Genomic DNA, 16,571 nt, shown 5'->3' on the forward strand with positions numbered 1-16,571 from the left:
AACGATTTAATCCATGGAGCAAACACCACTATGAACGTGTCCCGAAAACTGTTTATTGGCGCTGCGCTGGCCAGCCTGCTGCTCGGCGGTTGCACCTCGAAAGTCACCGAGCGTGAGCAGTATTCCGGCTTCCTGTCCAACTACAACAACTTGCAGCAGGTCACCACCACCAGCGGCGAAACAGCCATGCGCTGGGTGAGCCCGTCCTGGAATTCAAATGCCTATAACACCGTGGCCTTCAACAAGCTGGAGCTCTACCCGGCGCCCAAGCCCACTGAGCGGGTTAACCAGCAAACCCTGGACGAGTTGCAGAGTTACATGACCAGCAAGGCCAAAGGCGTGCTGGGCCAGAAGTATCGGGTGGTGTCGAGCGCAAAATCAGCGCCGGCCGGTTCAAAAACCTTGATCATGCGCGCGGCGATCACCGGGGTGAGTGCCGAAAACGAAGGCATGAAGTGGTATGAAGTGGTTCCGGTGGCCGCCGTCGTGGGGGGTGTTTCCGCTGCCAGTGGCCACCGCGATCAGGACACCACACTGTTCATCGAGGCCGAGTTTATCGACGCCAGCAACAACCAGACCGTGGCCAAAGTCGTGCGCAAAGTCTTCGGCACCACACTGGAAAACGCCAGCCAGAAGATCACCACCAAGGATTTCAAAGTGGCGATCGACAAGCTGACCAGTGATCTACAGGCGTTTATCAAATAGTCCCTCGTAGATACCGTCTTGAACCTCACCGGGCAAGCACAAGTTTCGGGTCATAGGGTTGACCCGACTTGAGCACACCGTAAACGAAATGCAGCAGCTTGCGCATCGCTGCACAGATGATCTGCTTGAGGGCCTTGCCGTTGGCCTTCAAGCGATCCTTCATGGCCATGATCGCCTTGTTATGCTGCAGCGCCACCAAGCCAGGCATGTAAAGGCCTGACCCGCGCGATGCCGCGCGCCCAGCGCCCGGAAGCCGGCCTGCTGCACAACTTCGGCTACTTGCTGCTCACGCACGTATTCCCGCCGCACTTCTCTCTGATTTGCCGCCACCTGGAGGTCAACCCGCACCTGTGCCACAGCTACGTCGAGCAACACTTGCCGGGCATCAGTTGTGAACAGATCGGCTCGTGGGCTGATGCGCTACTGGGACATGCCCAAAGAACTGGCCACCGCGCTGCGCTTCCAGCACGACCCGGGCTACGACGGCGATTACGCCGAGTACCCAAACCTGGTGCGTCTGGCGGTGCGCTTGCTGCGTAGCCGCGGGATTGGGTCTGGGCCGGATGAAGACATCCCGGACGCCTTGCTGGAAGGCGTCGGCCTGACTCGCGACAAGGCTAACGACGTCGCAAGCAAAGTGCTTGAGGCTGAAGCGCTGCTGCGTGAACTGGCTTCGCAGTTCACCCAGGTATAAAAAATCGCGGGCAATCCCGGCTCCCACAGGATTTAGGTGATCCCTGTGGGAGCGGGCTTGCCCGCGATAAATCCACCTCGGTCTACCTGACCACTCAAACCAAATAACGCAAAACCCATCCACCGCTTATGTGTGTGCCAAGACCTTCGCCTTTCCAAGCAACACCGCTAACAACGATCCGCCCGCCCGTCATGATTGTCATATCCCGAACCGTTTCCATTTCCTCACTTTCATCGAAGACCGCCCAGCCTTGATCGTTGAACGTTGGATCTGGCACACCAGTAAGAAGAAAACGAGCGGTAATAGAAACGGCATGCTTAGTGACAAAACCATCCCCCCCCGTTCCTGCGACGATGAGCTTGCTGTCTTCTGGTCCCCCGAAGGCACACTGCTGCCAGAGCTCGCCCGAATCCAATAACAAGGAATACAAAGGCTCCCCATTATTGAAAACCAGATTGGGAGATCCATCACGATTTAATACGACAATCAACCCCAAGCCGCCGGTGATGCCGCTGAACCGGCGAGCTTGCCCCACCGCTACGATCAAGCCATCTTGTTTCCTCGTAGCAACAGCGTTGATAGAAATACCCTCTCTGCCGGGTGATTCCACAAACGTTGGCGGATTAAAGCCCTTATCAGGGCTTCCCTGCTGGTCAAAACGCACGACAAATGGGCCCGATGAGCCATCGCTCTTATAGAAATGTCCATGCACCAATAGCTTCCCATCCGGCTGGATTGCAACGCCCTCTCCAGAGCATTCAATTTCATAATCTTCTTCCAGATGGACAAACGCTGCCCCGGTACCATTGAAGCCCTTGTCGAATGAGCCATCTGAATTGAGGCGCATAACGACCCCTCTCGTTTTCGCGAGATCTTCAAAACCAGTGCTGACCAAAACGATCTTGCCATCTGGCTGTTCAATGGCAGACATTCCCGAGTTGCCAGTAGTAAGGGGGCCTTGCTCAGGGTTTTTCTCATCCTCGCGAAAAACAACACCCGGCGTTAACTTTATCTTCTGCTCAGGATTGCCAATATCAAAGGAATCCAGAAAGATTGCGCCGCCCGTACCGAACCCGCTATTCAGCTGGCCGTCTTCGCGCAGACGGACGATAACCACACCCCAGGATAGCCCCTCTAAAGAGTCATATTGACCAACGACCAGCGAACCACCATCGTTTAACCGACTGAGTCCAAACAGGTGGTCGATGTGAGTATCCGGGAAAGAAATCACAACAAATCCATGTTGTTTGTCACCAAACCCGGTTCCGGCATCCAACTCACCCGCCATGTTGAGCCGTGCCAGCGCAAAACCGGCTCTACGTCCCTGCATTAGCATACCGACGAGTAATTTGCCTTCGGGTAACGCAAGAACGGCATTTGTTTGGAGTGCTGAAATCTCCGGAATCGGAAACTTCCGAATGCCATTCCCATTAAACGTCGGATCAAGCGTGCCCGCTTTGGTTGCACCTTGTGTTTGGCTCATGAGCTTGCTCCATCATAGTGGTTGAAAATCCGTTATGGACTTCGACCTTCAGTGGAGCACTTAAGAGCACCATAAAGCGCCTGTCATAAGTACCAGTCTTATTGTCTTTAAGAGACACATGATTGGCGTACCGAGCCATGTATGTCGGTGTAACTACTTGCCAGTAGCAGGTCTTTTCTTCGGCTTCAAATACTTGGTCAACCCCTGGAACCAGATCACCAGCGCCGGGTTACCCTTGATCTGAATCGACTTGTCCTGAATCCCCGTCATAAACGCCAACTGCTTGTTCTTCGCCTGCATCGTGGCAAAGCCATACGCCGCGTCTTTAAAGGCAATCGCAAACGCCGGCTCGGCATACATGCCAGACTTGCTGGTAATGCGCTGATCCTTCACAAGGAAATGCCGAGCCATTTTCCCGTCTAGGGCCTATCGCTAAAACACCCATTCCTTGTCACCCAACTGTTGCTGAAACGCAGGATTAGTCCGACTGGCCTTACCCATCAACAAACCCAGCATCCACAGAAGAAAACGAAATTTCATACGCACAGCCTCAAAAGGAAAATGAACGGCCGGCGCACGCCTACTGATCGTTCCCGGCTGCGATCTTTTGATCTTGATTTTGTCGGTGTAACAACCGTCGCCAAGATCGTCCAAACGCGGCCCGAGCCTTCGCCAGCTCCTACACCGACCGTGTTCACCCCAACCGCTATTTTTTCATCCCGACCCGCCGCCGCATCTCTGCGGTAATCGACTGACGGGTTTTCTTCAGGTCCGCCCAAGGTTCATCACTGACCTCGGCCAAGCGCTCATGCACAGTGTGGATGTTCCACTGATTGCCGCCCTTGAGTTCGCCCACCTCTTCGCGAAAGATCGGCACCGACACCGGCAGCCCTTCGCGGGTGCGCACGGCGTAGGCGCAAATGGTCGTGGCACCGAGACCATTGCGCAGGTAGTCGATGAAGATCCGCCCTACCCGGTTCTTCGGGCCCGACACCGCGGAAAAGCGCTCCGGCAGCAACTTGGCCATGTGGCTGACGATCGCGTGGCTGAAGTCTTTCACCTCCTCCCAACCCAGCTTGCGGGTCAGTGGCACCACGAGGTGAATACCCTTGCCGCCGCTGGTCTTGAGGAACGCCTTGAGCCCCAGTTCATCGAGCACCGACAGGGTCAGTTGGGTGGCTTCGACCATGCTTTTCCAGGGCAACGCCGGGTCCGGGTCGAGGTCGAGGACGAAGCGGTCGGGTTTGTCGAGGTTGTCCGAGGTGGCGTTCCAGGTGTGCAACTCGACGGTGCTCATCTGCACGGCGCCGATCAGGGCTTCGGCGTTGTTGATGATCATCACGGGTTGGCCGGTGAGTGCCTTGTCCAGGGTGGTGATCCCCGGAATGGCCAGGCGCTCGGCGTTCTTCTGGAAAAACAGTTCGCCGGCGATGCCGTCCGGGGCGCGTACCAGCGCCACGGGCCGGTCCTTGAGCTCGGGCAAAATCCATTCGGCGACGCTGGCGTAATACTCCGCCAGTTGCACTTTGGTGGTGCCGCTGCTGGCGTCGATCACCCGGTCCGGGTGAGTGATGCGGACCTTGCCCTCGCCCAGGCCGATTTGTGAGGGCGCGGGTGCGGCTTTCTTTTTGGCAGCGGTGGAAGGTTTTTCGGCAGTGGTTTTTTTCGCGGCTGAAGTCTTCACGGCTTTCGGACGCTCCTCGGTAATGTCTTCGGCAGGTTTGTCGTCACGCAGGCCATGGAACACCGCATGACGGACGGAACCTTCTTTGGTCATTTCGGCATAAGCGACCTCAGCCAGCAGCGTGGGCTTGAGCCAGTGCACACCCTTGGCGTCAAAACCGCTCGGCGGATTGACCACCGGAATCTTCTTGCTTTGCAGCGGTTTCAGTTGCTCGTAGATACGCTTGAGCGTCGTCTCATTGAACCCGGTGCCGACCTTGCCCGCGTAACGCAACTCACCGCTGTCGCGGTCATGCAATCCGAGCAGCAGCGCACCAAAGGCATTGCGCGAGCCTTTCGGGTCGGTGAAGCCGACGACCACAAATTCCTGCCGATGTTTGCACTTGAGCTTGATCCAGTCGCTGCTCCGTCGAGAAACGTAAGGCGAGCCCAGACGCTTGCCGATCAACCCTTCCATCTGCATTTGGCAGGCGCTGTTGAGCAAGGCTTCCGGTTCTTCGCTAAAGGCATCGGAGAAGCGCAGCAGCGGGTCTTTGTTGGGGTTAAGCACGGTCGACAGCGCCACCCTTCGCTCCTCGACCGGCACCTCGCGCAGGTCCACGCCATTGAGGTAAGGCATGTCGAACAGGTAGTAGACGATGTTGCCGCTGCGGCCCGAGTCGAAGGCGTTTTGCAAGGCCTGGAAGTCCGGCACGCCCTGCTCGTCGGCGACCACCATTTCCCCGTCGAGCCAGGCGGATTCGAGGCCTAGCGCCGCCAACGCCTCGGCTTGTCCGGGCAGTTTGTGGGTCCAGTCGTGGCCGTTGCGGGTGAACAGTTTGACTTCGTCGTGGGCGATGCGCGCCATGATCCGATAGCCGTCGAACTTGATCTCATAGCTCCACTCGCCGCCCGGGGCCTTTTCGACCAGCGTCGCCAGTTCCGGTTTGAGCAGGTCAGGCAATTTGGCTTTGCGGGCGCCCGTCAATGGCGCCGACTTTTCCTTGCGCGCCGGGGTGGCGGGTTTTTTGACGGGTTTGGGTTTGGCAGCGGTCTTCGCCTTGTTGGCCACGATGGTCCGGTCACTGAGCACGCTGTCGGGCTCGGCGGCGACCACGTCGTAATCGCTTTCGGGTTTGGCCGCGCCGTCCTGATGCTTGATCAGAAACCATTGCTCCTGCTTGCCCGGCATGTGCGTGCGCACCAGGTTCCACAGGCCGCCGAGCTTTTCGCCTTTCAGCTCGAATTTGAGCTTGCCCTTGGCGTACGCCTCGGCCGGATCGTCCTGAGGAATCCATACCCCACGGTCCCAGACAATCACCTCGCCGGCGCCGTAATGCCCTTCGGGAATGCTGCCCTCGAAGGTGGCGTAATCCATCGGATGGTCCTCGACGTGCACCGCCAGGCGCTTGACCTTGGGGTCCAGTGACGGGCCTTTGGGCACTGCCCAGCTTTTCAGTGCGCCATCGAGCTCCAGGCGAAAGTCGTAATGCAGGCGCGAGGCATCGTGCTTCTGGATGCAGAACTGCAAGGCATGGTCTTTCGCGGTTTTTTTGCCCGAACGTTTACCGGCGGCCGGTTCAGAGGTCGCCGAGAAATCGCGCATGCGATTGTAATCGTCCAGGCTCCTGCTCATGGCGCGCCGGCTGACGTAACGGTGCCCCCGATGCCCGGGCCGATACGCGTGACAATCAGGGCGACGACGGCAATTCGTTCCACCCGCTGATAGCCGGGGGTCAACAGTTCTTCACCGAACACATCGGGGTCGAGTTCGTGGTAAGTCCAGCCGAACATCGGCGATTCCAGATACGGAGTCACCGCATCCAGAAACGGGTCGAGACCATCGATCATCGCCACGCCCGTGTACAACACCAGGGAGCCACCGGGGGCCAACCGATACAGGGTTTGTTCGACTATGCGCAACGACAACTGCGCGCCCAGCGCGCCGCCGCCATGCCGGTAAGCACGCTCGGCCGGGTCGGCCATGTAGGGCGGATTGGCGACGATCAGGTCGAAGTGGCCGTCGACGTCTTGCAGCACATCGCTGGCCTCGATGCTGACGTTAGCCACCTCGGCGAGCGCGACGTTGACCGCCGTCATGCGCAACGCCAACGGGTTGATGTCGACGGCCAGCACTTCGGCCTCATGGCGGGCGCGGGCAATCACAATCGCGCCGACGCCAGCGCCGCAGCCGATGTCCACGGCGCGCCTGATCGGCGCGAAGCTCTGTTGCAGATGGGTGTGAATCAGCTGAGCAAAACGGTAGGTGTCAGGACCGAAGAACACCGCGTCAGCGGCATCAGTGGGGTAACCCGAATGCACGAACAACAGGTCATCGAGGCTTGACCAGCGCACATGACTTTTCAGTCGACCATTGCATTCCTCGAGGACGCCTGCCTGTTGCAACTGCCGCTGCTCATCCACCGACAACAGACCGGGCTCAAACCACCGCGACCAGCCAAATACTTCGCGCAGGGTCCGGGCGCTTTGCCCGAAGACGCGATCATTGACCCGCTGATGGGTCAGCGGCGTTGGCGTGATGAAACGGTAACCGTCAGCCTGCAAGCGGCGCCCCAGTTGCAACAAGGCCAGATCGGCGGCGCTAAGCTGTGATTCCTGATTCATGACGGGCTCCCTATCGAAAACCGGATTTGCTCGTCGGCGGCAAGCCCTTTAAGTGTAGCGTGCAGGCATTGGACATCCGGGTCATTGGCGGGGCTCAATCAGCACGTCTCTACATCAGCAGAGCGACCCCCCCGGAAGAAAATTCCATCGGCGTTGAGATCGCCCGGACAGACGGGCTTGTGGCTCGGCACCCGGCGCCAGACAAGTGAATATACTCAGCGGGTGTGGACTCATCCTTCGGAGAGCAATCATGCGAACGGTTCATGTCATCGAGCCCGAAAAAACCCCCGGCCCGGTCAGTGTTGTGGGTGAGACCATCACCATTCTTGCGGGCGGGGATCTGAGCAAGCCGTTTGAAATGCATATCCAGGAAGGCGTGCAAGGCGGCGGGCCGCCTCCGCACTTTCACCCTTGGGACGAAGCGTTCTACGTCATTGACGGGCAGGTGGAAGTGACGGTTGCGGGCAATGCCACCACCATTTTCCCCGGCGGTTATGTGCATATTCCCGCCGGGACTGTTCATGCTTACAAGAACATCAGTGCGACGGCGAAGATGATCGGCGTGGTGTCTGATCCGCGCGGTGGTCAGTTCTTTGCCGCGCTGGATCAGCTCAAAGTGCCGCGGGATTTGCCGCGGATACTGGCAATTGCCGAGAGCTTCGGCGTTACGTTTCTGCTGCCGAAAGCACCTGCCCCCCTATAGAGGCCAGACTAACGAACGGTCTTCGCAGGCTAATTCCGATCAGTTAATCCAAAACGCAATCCGTAGCAGCTGGCGAAGCCTGCGTTCGGCTGCGCAGCAGTCGTAAAACCTGAGTTTTCGGTCTTCCTGAAACTCCGCATCGTCTGATTTCACGACTGCTACGCAGCCGAACGCAGGCTTCGCCAGCTGCTACGGACTGTGTCGCTCCTTAAACTTCGCCTTCGCAGGGCCGTTTTTATGATCGTTCCCAGCGTGGGAACGATCATCAGGCCACGCCACCTTTGGCCTGTTGTTCCAGATGCACTTGCAGCTCCGGATCGATTTTCAGCGCCGCAGCCAGTTCATCCAGATAGCTACGTTCGGCGTCCTGCTGATCGTCGACCAGCATCACACTGGCCAGATACATCTCCGCCGCCATGCCGGAATCCGTGGCCGACTGCGCCACATCGGCGGCGTCCAGCGGCCGCGCAACTTCATCGTCCAGCCATTGCTGGAGCTCGGGGTCATCGGTGTGGCGGCCGATTTCGGTGCTGATCATCTGCTTCTCGGCGTCATCTATCCGGCCATCGGCCTTCGCCGCCGCAATCAATGCACGAAGAATCGCGTGGCTGTGGTCCTCGACTTCCGGGCCGGACAACAGGTCGACAGTGCGCGGTGCCTGTTGCGGCGCCGAGGCCTGGCTGCGCTGCCAGGCTTGATAGGCCTGGAATGCCATCATTCCGAGCGAAGCCAGCGCCGCGTAATTGGTGCCTCCCCCCGAGCGGGTCTGGGTCGAACCACCCATGGTTGAGCCACCGCCCAGCAGACCACCGAGCAAACCACCCAGGCCTCCGCCCCCAGCGCTTGAACCGGCACCACCGCCCAACAGGCCACCGAGCAATCCACCGAGACCGCCGAGACCACCTTGGGCCGACGCACCACCGCCACCCTGTTGCGACATTGAGCCTTGGCCGGCCCTTAGTAATTGTTCGAGCAGATCGCTGGTGTTCATGACGATGTCCTCATCGATTGGAGTGATCCAGTCAGGCAACGATAGTCCTCGCCGGCAAATGCGCCACCACCGTTTGGCTGACGTGAACCCCTTATCGCCCTTGACCCTGATGACCATCGGCTGCAAGTGTTCTACCCTCGCAAACCCGATGCCCACAGGATCAACGAATACATGGACCGCCACCTGATTGTCGTCAGCGACGTCATCGAACCTGAAGTCGAGCACGTACTCAGCGCCGGGCTGAGTGCCTTCAATGATCAGATGACCGGCATCAACGACCGCCGGTCGCTGGCAGTCACGGTCCGCGATCCGGATACCCATCAGGTGCTGGGCGGTATTACCGGGCGTACGTCGCTCGGTCTGCTGTTTCTCGATTTGTTCTACTTGCCCGAGTCTCTGCGCGGCTCCGGGCTCGGGTCTCGACTGCTCAAAGCGTACGAGGACGAAGGCCGTCGTCGCGGTTGCCGCTCGGCAGTGCTCTATACCCTCAGTTTCCAGGCCCCGCAGTTCTATGAAAAACACGGCTGGCAGCGCTTCGGGGAAGTGCCTTGCGACCCGCCAGGCACGAGTCGGGTGTTCATGAGCAAGGCGCTGTGAATGAGCCTGTCTGTACCTGATCAATCCGGCGATCGGCACGCTTGAGTCAAAGGTATCGCCTGCGCCGATCTGTTTCATTTAATAACCCGGATTAATCCGGGGTATTTTTTTGCCGCACAGCTAAGATTTACAGATGGTGAACCTTATCCCCGGATACCCGGTCGATACATGCAACCTGACTTGGTTTGCCGACACCCCCGATTGAAGGGGTGATAACAGGCTTGCTTCACTTTTTGGAGAACGCCCCCGTGATATCGACCCTACACATCGCCAGGCTCAAAGCATGGGGCGCCCATGGTTTTACCGCCACCGGCGTGGTCACTGCCTTCCTCGCGACCCTCGCCCTGCTGGAAAACCAGGCCACAAACTGCCTGCTGTGGCTGGGCGTCGCCCTGATCGTCGATGGGCTGGATGGCGCGTTGGCACGCAAGGTCAATGTCCAGTCGGTACTGCCAAGTTTCGATGGCTCGATCCTCGATCTGGTCATCGACTACCTGACGTATGTGTTTATCCCCGCACTGTTCATTTATCGTTACATCCCCTTGCCGGACTACACGCTGCTGCTGTCCGTGTCGCTGATTCTGGTCTCGTCGCTGTTTTGCTTCTGCAACGTCAACATGAAGAGCAAGGACAACTACTTCCAGGGCTTCCCTGCCGCCTGGAACGTGGTCGCCCTGTGCCTGTACATCATCGCCCCGTCACCGTGGATCACTTTTCTCACCATCATCGGCCTGGCGCTGTTGACCGTGACGCGGATGAAGTTCCTTCACCCGTTCCGCGTGCGCAAGTTCATGCCGATCAACATCGCGGTAACGGCCATCTGGCTGCTGTGCAGCTTGTCGCTGGTGGTCAACCATCCAGTGATCAACCCGCTGGTGATGGGGCTTTGGCTGCTGATGTCGGCTTACTTCCTGGGGATCTGCATCTGGCGCACAGCGCTGGAGTGGTTCGAAAACTCGCGGGGATAAGGGAACACATCGGCCATGCCCATCCATATCGTGCGCCTCGGTTCACCACGCGCCGCCAATGAAGGCCTGCGCCTGGGCACGGTGCGTCGCCCGCCGCGTGGCGTGCCCAAGGCCGAGTTTGCCAGCCGGGATTTTTATGACGTGTGGCAGCCGCTGCTGTCTCCCAGTGCAGAACTGGTCGCAGAAGCCAAAGCGGCGGAAGACGCCAAGGCGTGGGAAGCCTTCAAGCGCAAATTCAAGACTGAAATGAACCACCCGGCACCCAGCCAATTGCTCGACTTGTTGGCGGCGTTGTCCCATCAAACGTCACTGGCGATTGGCTGTTATTGCGAAGATGAAGCGCATTGCCATCGGTCGGTATTGCGGGCGTTGTTAGAGGAGCGTGGTGCGCAGCTCAAATAGTCGCTCAAGATCGAGCTAAAAGATTTCGGTAAAGACACAAGGATTAGGGTCTTCAAATGAATAACCAGATTCGACTCGCCACCCTTGACGATGCGACAGCCATCAGCCAAGTCATCATTCAATCGCTGCGCCAGTCCAATGCCCTGGATTACCCGCCCGAAGTCATCACACAAGTAGAGAAAAGCTTTTCTAGCGAGGCCATCCGCGCCTTGTTGAACCAACGCCAGGTCTTTGTCGTCACCATCGATAAGCGTGTCGTCGCCACCGCCAGCCTTGATCAAGACGTTGTGCGTAGCGTATTCGTCGAGCCAGGCCATCAGGGGCGCGGACTCGGCAGGCAGTTGATGGCAACGATTCAATCTGTCGCCCAGGACGCAAAAATCGAGGTACTGCGCGTCCCTTCCTCCATTACCGCAGAAGCCTTTTACTTCAAGTTGGGTTATCGAAAAATCCGCGACGAGTTTCACGGGGCCGAGCGCACGATCATTATGGAGCGGCGTTTGACGCCCGTTGTCGACTACGCAAACTGACGCCAGCGAATGTCCGTTACTGACCCAGGTTGTGTGAAAACGGGCTGGATGCAGTTAACTGAACGCTATGCAAACAGATTCCATCTCTACCAACGCATTTTCACAAGCACCTACGAGATCTCGCACGCAGTAAAGTCTCCATCCCTTACCCGATCCCCACTTGGCAGCGACCGTTTCAAGCGAAAACTCTTCCTCCTGCGTTGCCCGAGCCCAATCATCGTGCCCGATCTCAGCGATCAGTTGCGCCTGGTAGACCCGTAAAAATGGAAGCAAGCTTTTCGCTTGTTCTACATCTATGAGGACAAAGTCTGCTGTATCGAGTTGCTGTTTAACATTCTCGACCAGTTCGTGAGCCTGCAATGGGAGTGCATCTAACACTGCCTCCAAGGCTGATCCCGATTTGTCGGCACTTTGGAACGTACCGCAAATGATGTTCCCTCCTGCCATATCCTTTTCCCTGTCGTGACTTCGAAGCCTAGATTAGGCACCTCGCGATCAAGTGTCTATCGTCAACTCTTCGCTGATTTATGCCCGTCGTGAGCGACCAATTGGTCCCAGGCTTGGTGAAAAACTCCCCAGATTGTCTAACCTTCTGATCGTCGAGATCGTATCGGGGGCGATCATGAAGCGATTCATTGAGGGTAAGACTCGGACGCAGGTGACGCTGCTGCCAGAGTGCCTGGACGATTACGTAGTCGAAGAAAATCCAGTCCGCGTGGTCGATGTTTTCGTCGATGAACTCGACCTGGGCGCACTTGGTTTTGAGGGCGTCGATCCTGCCGCTACGGGTCGTCCTGCCTACCACCCAGCGGTGTTGTTGAAGATCTATATCTACGGCTACCTCAATCGGATTCAGTCCAGCCGCCGGCTTGAACGCGAGGCCCAGCGTAACGTCGAGTTGATGTGGCTAACGGGGCGTTTGGCTCCAGACTTCAAAACTATTGCCGACTTTCGCAAAGACAATGGCAAAGCCATTCGCAGCGTATGCCGTCAGTTCGTAGTTCTTTGCCGCAACCTCAATCTCTTCTCTCAGTCGATCATCGCCATCGACGGCAGCAAATTCAAAGCCGTCAACAATCGTGACCGTAACTTCACCCAGGGCAAAGTGAAGGCACGCATGCAGCAGATCGAACAGAGCATTGACCGTTATCTGGCGGCGATGGATTCGGCGGATCGGGCAACGCCCGAAGTGGCCGAGGCCAAGGCCGAGCGGCTGAAAGAAAAAATCGAAACGCTGAAAAAGCAGATGCAGAAACTCAAGGATATCGAGGTGCAGCTCCACGACAGTCCAGACCAGCAAATCTCCCTCACAGACCCAGATGCACGCTCAATGGCCACGAGCGGACGAGGCACTGGAACGGTTGGCTATAACGTCCAAACAGCTGTCGACGACAAGCACCATTTGATCATTGCCCATGAGGTGACCAACGTTGGTAATGATCGTGGGCAACTGAGCAATATGGCGAACCTGACGCGTGAAGAAATCGAGGCTGAAACGCTAACGGTGGTGGCCGACCGAGGCTACTACAAAGGTCTGGAAATCCTTGCCTGCGAGCAGGCGGGCATCACCACCTTTGTACCAAAACCCCTGACATCAGGCAGCAAAGCCGAAGGCCGATTTGGTAAGCAGGACTTTATCTACGTTGCTGCATCGGACGCGTATCGATGCCCTGCGGGACAGTTGCTGACCCGGCGGCATTCGTCGATGGAAGACGGCATGTTGTTGCACTGTTACTACTTCTCGGGCTGCCAGTCCTGCGCAATGCAAAAGCAATGTACGACGGGTAAGGAACGCCGTGTGAAGCGCTGGGAACATGAGGCTGTAGTCGACGCGATGCAGGTTCGACTAGAACATGATCCAGCGATGATGAGGGTTCGTCGACAGACCGTTGAACATCCTTTTGGAACGCTCAAGTACTGGATGGGAAGTACCCACTTCCTGACCAAAACCCTGCCGAGGGTGAGCACTGAGATGAGTCTTCATGTGCTCGCCTACAACCTCAAACGAATGATAAGCATCTTGGGCATCGCAGGACTGCTTGAAGCGATCAGGGCGTGAATCCAGCCGCCTGATCGTCCGTGAGTGGCTGTTTGGGCCACTGACGCGGCCCAAACAGCATTTACGGGCGCCTATGTACCTGACGAGGGCAATTCGCGCTTCAGTCTGCTGGTTTCGCAGGCAACGCCCGTAGGTCTCAACTTTCGACGTATTCAGTGCGTTTTCACACAGCCTGGACCTTATGCCGCCCCTAAACAGCCTGTTGCGCGAACAATAGACATGTTCACTAACAGGCTGTCGAAAGTGACGACGACACCAACGGAGATTCACCTGGTAATTAGGATGAATGACGCGGCCCAGTTGATGTCGTGCCTGACGCTTAGGCTGGCTTGAAACAGTACGCAGCCAGCTTGTTACCATCGAGGTCCCTTGCGTAAGCCGCATAGGCGTCTGGAGCCCAGTTGCGTGGCCCAGGTTGTCCTTCACAAGTGCCGCCGTTGGCCAGCGCGGTTTCATGGAAAGCCTGAACAGCGGCCCGACTAGGAGCCTCGAAGCTGACGGTTACGCCGTTGCCGACGGTGGCAGGCGCACCGTTGGCAGGTTTCAGTACGAAGAACGAGGGAGCGCTCTCACCCCAAATCGAGCCATTGTCGTCCAGATCGGCGATGCGTTTTTGGCCCAGTGTACCCAGGACGCTGTCGTAGAAGCTGCGCGCTTGTTGCAGGTTGTTAGTACCGACGGTCACATGAGTGAAAATGGTCATCTTAGTGCTCTCTTTGGTAGAAATGCGGTGGTTGATATTGCAGTTTTTCCCAGGTGAGACTCGCCCTGGCGGCCTTCGTCAAACCTGTTGAGTCAGCGATCAAAATGGATGACGGTGCGGATGCTTTCACCGTTATGCATCAGGTCGAAGGCTTTGTTGATCGCCTCCAACCCCATGGTGTGGGTGATGAACATATCCAGTGGAATTTCACCTTTTTGCGCGCTCTCGACATAGCTGGGTAGTTCGCTGCGTCCTTTCACACCACCAAATGCCGAGCCGCGCCAGACGCGCCCGGTCACCAGCTGGAAAGGACGAGTACTGATTTCCTGACCGGCTCCGGCGACGCCAATAATCACCGACTCGCCCCACCCCTTGTGACAGCACTCCAGGGCCGCGCGCATGAGATTGACGTTGCCAATGCATTCGAAGGAGTAATCCACACCACCCTCGGTCATCTCGACTATCACGTCCTGGATCGGCTTGTCGTAATCCTTCGGATTGATGAAGTCGGTGGCGCCCAATTGCCTGGCGATCTCGAACTTGGCCGGATTGATATCGATCGCGATTATTCGACCAGCCTTGGCCATGGTGGCGCCGATGATGGCTGCCAGGCCGATACCGCCAAGACCGAAGATCGCCACGCTGGCGCCCTCTTCCACCTTGGCCGTGTTGAGCACTGCGCCAATTCCGGTCGTCACACCGCAACCGAGCAAGCAGACCTTCTCTAGCGGAGCCTCCTTGGGAATCCTGGCCAGAGAGATTTCCGGCAGCACGGTGTACTCGGAGAAGGTCGAGGTACCCATGTAGTGGAAGATGGGTTGGCCCTTGTAGGAAAAACGGCTGGTGCCATCTGGCATCAGGCCTTTACCCTGAGTGGCGCGAATTTTCTGGCAGAGGTTGGTCTTGCCGGACGTGCAGAATTTGCACTCGCCACATTCCGGGGTGTACAGCGGGATCACATGATCGCCCACCGCCACTGAGGTGACACCCTCGCCAACCGCCTCGACGATGCCGCCGCCTTCGTGACCAAGAATGACTGGAAAGAGGCCTTCAGGGTCAGCACCGGAAAGGGTAAAAGCATCGGTATGGCAGACGCCGGTTGCAATGATGCGCACCAGCACTTCCCCGGCTTGCGGTGCAGCCACATCGACTTCGACAATTTGCAGGGGTTGGTTGGCTGCAAAAGCTACGGCAGCTCGTGATTTGATCATATTCATAATTCCCGGGCGCAAAGAGGCGCCGCCTCTTTGTAGAAGCAAAGAAAATTCAGTAGTAAGCGTGTGTTCAGGGAGACGTTACAACGGACAGGCGTCCTTGCCCCTCTGCCGATTAGAGCGATGCGTCGATTTTTTTCGCGACGGCTTCACTGACCCAGGCGTGCCACACTTCCGGGTGTTCCTTGAGGAAAATCCTGGCCAGTTTGGGGGATTCGATGCGTTCCTTGGTCATCCTCGCCAGGTTCTGATTCAACAGATCGATGGGGATGTTGACCTTCTCCAGAACCGCCACCAGTTCTGGTGCCTGCTCATGAAAAGCTTTGGAGAGTCCGACTTTAGTGATGACGTTTTTGTCGACCCCTGGCTTCTCTTCCAGTCTTATTGCATCGATCTGCCCCATCAGCGGCGTCGGTGACCAGTAGTAGAACAGCACAGGTTCACCGCGCTTATAGCTGGACAGCACAGCCGCATCCAGTGCAGCGCCGGTTCCCGGGCGGAAGTTGGTGTAGGTGTTTTCAAGACCGTACTCTTTCAACATCTCGGTATTGTCCTGTTCACAAATCCAGCCCGCGGGACAGTTGTAGAAGCGTCCTTTGGAAGGCTCCTCCGAGTCTCGAAAAACCTCTGGGTATTTGCTCAGGTCGGCAACCGTCTTGAGGTCCGGAGCGCGAGCGGGTTTATTGCGTTTAGCGTCCCCCTCAACCACATAACGCGGCACGTACCAGCCCTGGACTGCACCAATGATCGGAGAACCAACTGCAATGACCTTTCCGGCGGCCGCGGCTTTCTTCCAGACTTCGCTGCGCTCCATCCACTCTTCGCCAAATACTTGAATGTCGTTGCTGGCCAGGGCGGTCTCAAGAATGATGGTGTTACCCACCAACTGGTCGGTTTCACAGCCATAGCCATCCTTGAGAACGATCATCATGATGTCGGTGAGGAGCATCCCGCTCTCCCAATTCAGACCGGCAAATTTCACCGATTTGCCTGACTCACACCACCCTGAAGCCTGACTTGAAGCGCTACCGACGAGTAAGCCAAGGGTAAGTAACGAGGCCAGCAAGTTCTTCTTGTATTTCATGATCAGACGCTCCGAAACATTATGGGGGGCAGGGAGCTCTTGCTTGCTACAAAAGAGGCAAGCGAGTGCCATCAGATCTAACGTGGACAGGTGCCTGTGCATACACGTGAAGCGATGGAGTGAGTGAATAGCTTTATTGTTAGTGGGTTAA

At 57.3% G+C, this 16,571-nt stretch carries 16 protein-coding genes and 2 pseudogenes; 8 read left to right on the forward strand and 10 right to left on the reverse strand.

The window, feature by feature from the left end:
* Positions 1-30 precede the first annotated feature (30 nt).
* Positions 31-705 (forward strand): DUF3313 domain-containing protein, encoded by a 675-nt coding sequence (locus tag AC3IUE_RS20155; protein WP_489263478.1) that lies wholly within the window; start codon positions 31-33, stop codon positions 703-705.
* Between the two features lie 25 nt (positions 706-730).
* Here AC3IUE_RS20155 and AC3IUE_RS20160 read toward each other — a convergent pair whose 3' ends face one another.
* Positions 731-913 (reverse strand): hypothetical protein, encoded by a 183-nt coding sequence (locus AC3IUE_RS20160; protein ID WP_489263479.1) that lies wholly within the window; start codon positions 911-913, stop codon positions 731-733.
* Positions 914-915: 2 nt separating this feature from the next.
* Between AC3IUE_RS20160 and AC3IUE_RS20165 the strand changes: the two are divergent.
* Positions 916-1,399: pseudogene (locus AC3IUE_RS20165) on the forward strand (HDOD domain-containing protein); the annotation flags it as partial.
* 94 nt (positions 1,400-1,493) lie between these two features.
* Here the strand turns inward: AC3IUE_RS20165 and AC3IUE_RS20170 are convergent.
* The 4 genes and pseudogenes from AC3IUE_RS20170 to AC3IUE_RS20185 all read right to left on the reverse strand — a co-directional run bounded on the left by AC3IUE_RS20170 (position 1,494) and on the right by AC3IUE_RS20185 (position 7,169).
* The gene (locus AC3IUE_RS20170) at positions 1,494-2,882 is read right to left on the reverse strand and encodes a hypothetical protein (protein WP_489263480.1); all 1,389 of its coding nucleotides are present in this window, start codon (positions 2,880-2,882) and stop codon (positions 1,494-1,496) included.
* 153 nt (positions 2,883-3,035) lie between these two features.
* Positions 3,036-3,422, reverse strand: a pseudogene (locus AC3IUE_RS20175) (helicase).
* A gap of 166 nt (positions 3,423-3,588) precedes the next feature.
* Positions 3,589-6,180 carry a DNA ligase D gene (gene ligD / locus AC3IUE_RS20180; RefSeq protein WP_489263481.1) on the reverse strand — a complete coding sequence of 864 codons (2,592 nt, stop codon included), beginning with the start codon at positions 6,178-6,180 and terminating at the stop codon, positions 3,589-3,591.
* Positions 6,177-7,169, reverse strand: coding sequence for a methyltransferase (locus tag AC3IUE_RS20185; RefSeq protein WP_489263482.1), 993 nt, complete (start codon positions 7,167-7,169; stop codon positions 6,177-6,179). The genes ligD and AC3IUE_RS20185 overlap by 4 nt, the downstream gene beginning before the upstream one ends.
* A 250-nt stretch (positions 7,170-7,419) precedes the next feature.
* Here AC3IUE_RS20185 and AC3IUE_RS20190 point away from each other — a divergent pair, with 250 nt between their 5' ends.
* Positions 7,420-7,872, forward strand: coding sequence for a cupin domain-containing protein (locus AC3IUE_RS20190; protein ID WP_489263483.1), 453 nt, complete (start codon positions 7,420-7,422; stop codon positions 7,870-7,872).
* 265 nt (positions 7,873-8,137) lie between these two features.
* Here AC3IUE_RS20190 and AC3IUE_RS20195 read toward each other — a convergent pair whose 3' ends face one another.
* Entirely contained in the window at positions 8,138-8,863 is a 726-nt protein-coding gene (locus AC3IUE_RS20195; protein WP_056741833.1) for a tellurite resistance TerB family protein, read from the reverse strand.
* A gap of 171 nt (positions 8,864-9,034) precedes the next feature.
* Here AC3IUE_RS20195 and AC3IUE_RS20200 point away from each other — a divergent pair, with 171 nt between their 5' ends.
* The 4 genes from AC3IUE_RS20200 to AC3IUE_RS20215 all read left to right on the forward strand — a co-directional run bounded on the left by AC3IUE_RS20200 (position 9,035) and on the right by AC3IUE_RS20215 (position 11,360).
* Entirely contained in the window at positions 9,035-9,460 is a 426-nt protein-coding gene (locus tag AC3IUE_RS20200) for a GNAT family N-acetyltransferase (protein ID WP_489263484.1), read from the forward strand.
* 248 nt (positions 9,461-9,708) lie between these two features.
* The gene (pcsA, locus tag AC3IUE_RS20205; RefSeq protein ID WP_056741835.1) at positions 9,709-10,428 is read left to right on the forward strand and encodes a phosphatidylcholine synthase; all 720 of its coding nucleotides are present in this window, start codon (positions 9,709-9,711) and stop codon (positions 10,426-10,428) included.
* A 15-nt stretch (positions 10,429-10,443) separates the two neighbouring features.
* Complete coding sequence (locus tag AC3IUE_RS20210; protein ID WP_056741836.1) at positions 10,444-10,830, forward strand: DUF488 domain-containing protein; 387 nt, start codon at positions 10,444-10,446, stop codon at positions 10,828-10,830.
* A gap of 56 nt (positions 10,831-10,886) precedes the next feature.
* A complete protein-coding gene (locus tag AC3IUE_RS20215) occupies positions 10,887-11,360 on the forward strand; it encodes a GNAT family N-acetyltransferase (protein ID WP_489263485.1) in 474 nt (157 codons plus the stop codon).
* 54 nt (positions 11,361-11,414) lie between these two features.
* Here AC3IUE_RS20215 and AC3IUE_RS20220 read toward each other — a convergent pair whose 3' ends face one another.
* Positions 11,415-11,807: a hypothetical protein gene (locus tag AC3IUE_RS20220; RefSeq protein WP_489263486.1), complete on the reverse strand. Its 393-nt coding sequence runs from the start codon at positions 11,805-11,807 to the stop codon at positions 11,415-11,417.
* A 175-nt stretch (positions 11,808-11,982) separates the two neighbouring features.
* Between AC3IUE_RS20220 and AC3IUE_RS20225 the strand changes: the two genes are divergently transcribed.
* Positions 11,983-13,419, forward strand: coding sequence for an IS1182 family transposase (locus AC3IUE_RS20225; RefSeq protein ID WP_489268896.1), 1,437 nt, complete (start codon positions 11,983-11,985; stop codon positions 13,417-13,419).
* 319 nt (positions 13,420-13,738) lie between these two features.
* On the opposite strand, the gene AC3IUE_RS20230 is transcribed toward AC3IUE_RS20225, so the two are convergent.
* The 3 genes from AC3IUE_RS20230 to AC3IUE_RS20240 form a co-directional block, all read right to left on the reverse strand.
* The gene (locus AC3IUE_RS20230; RefSeq protein ID WP_415756848.1) at positions 13,739-14,122 is read right to left on the reverse strand and encodes a VOC family protein; all 384 of its coding nucleotides are present in this window, start codon (positions 14,120-14,122) and stop codon (positions 13,739-13,741) included.
* A gap of 92 nt (positions 14,123-14,214) precedes the next feature.
* Complete coding sequence (locus AC3IUE_RS20235) at positions 14,215-15,333, reverse strand: S-(hydroxymethyl)glutathione dehydrogenase/class III alcohol dehydrogenase (RefSeq protein WP_489263487.1); 1,119 nt, start codon at positions 15,331-15,333, stop codon at positions 14,215-14,217.
* 118 nt (positions 15,334-15,451) lie between these two features.
* Positions 15,452-16,420 (reverse strand): ABC transporter substrate-binding protein, encoded by a 969-nt coding sequence (locus AC3IUE_RS20240; RefSeq protein ID WP_046046562.1) that lies wholly within the window; start codon positions 16,418-16,420, stop codon positions 15,452-15,454.
* Positions 16,421-16,571: the final 151 nt, after the last annotated feature.

The sequence above is a fragment of the Pseudomonas sp. GL_093 genome, assembly GCF_057837605.1.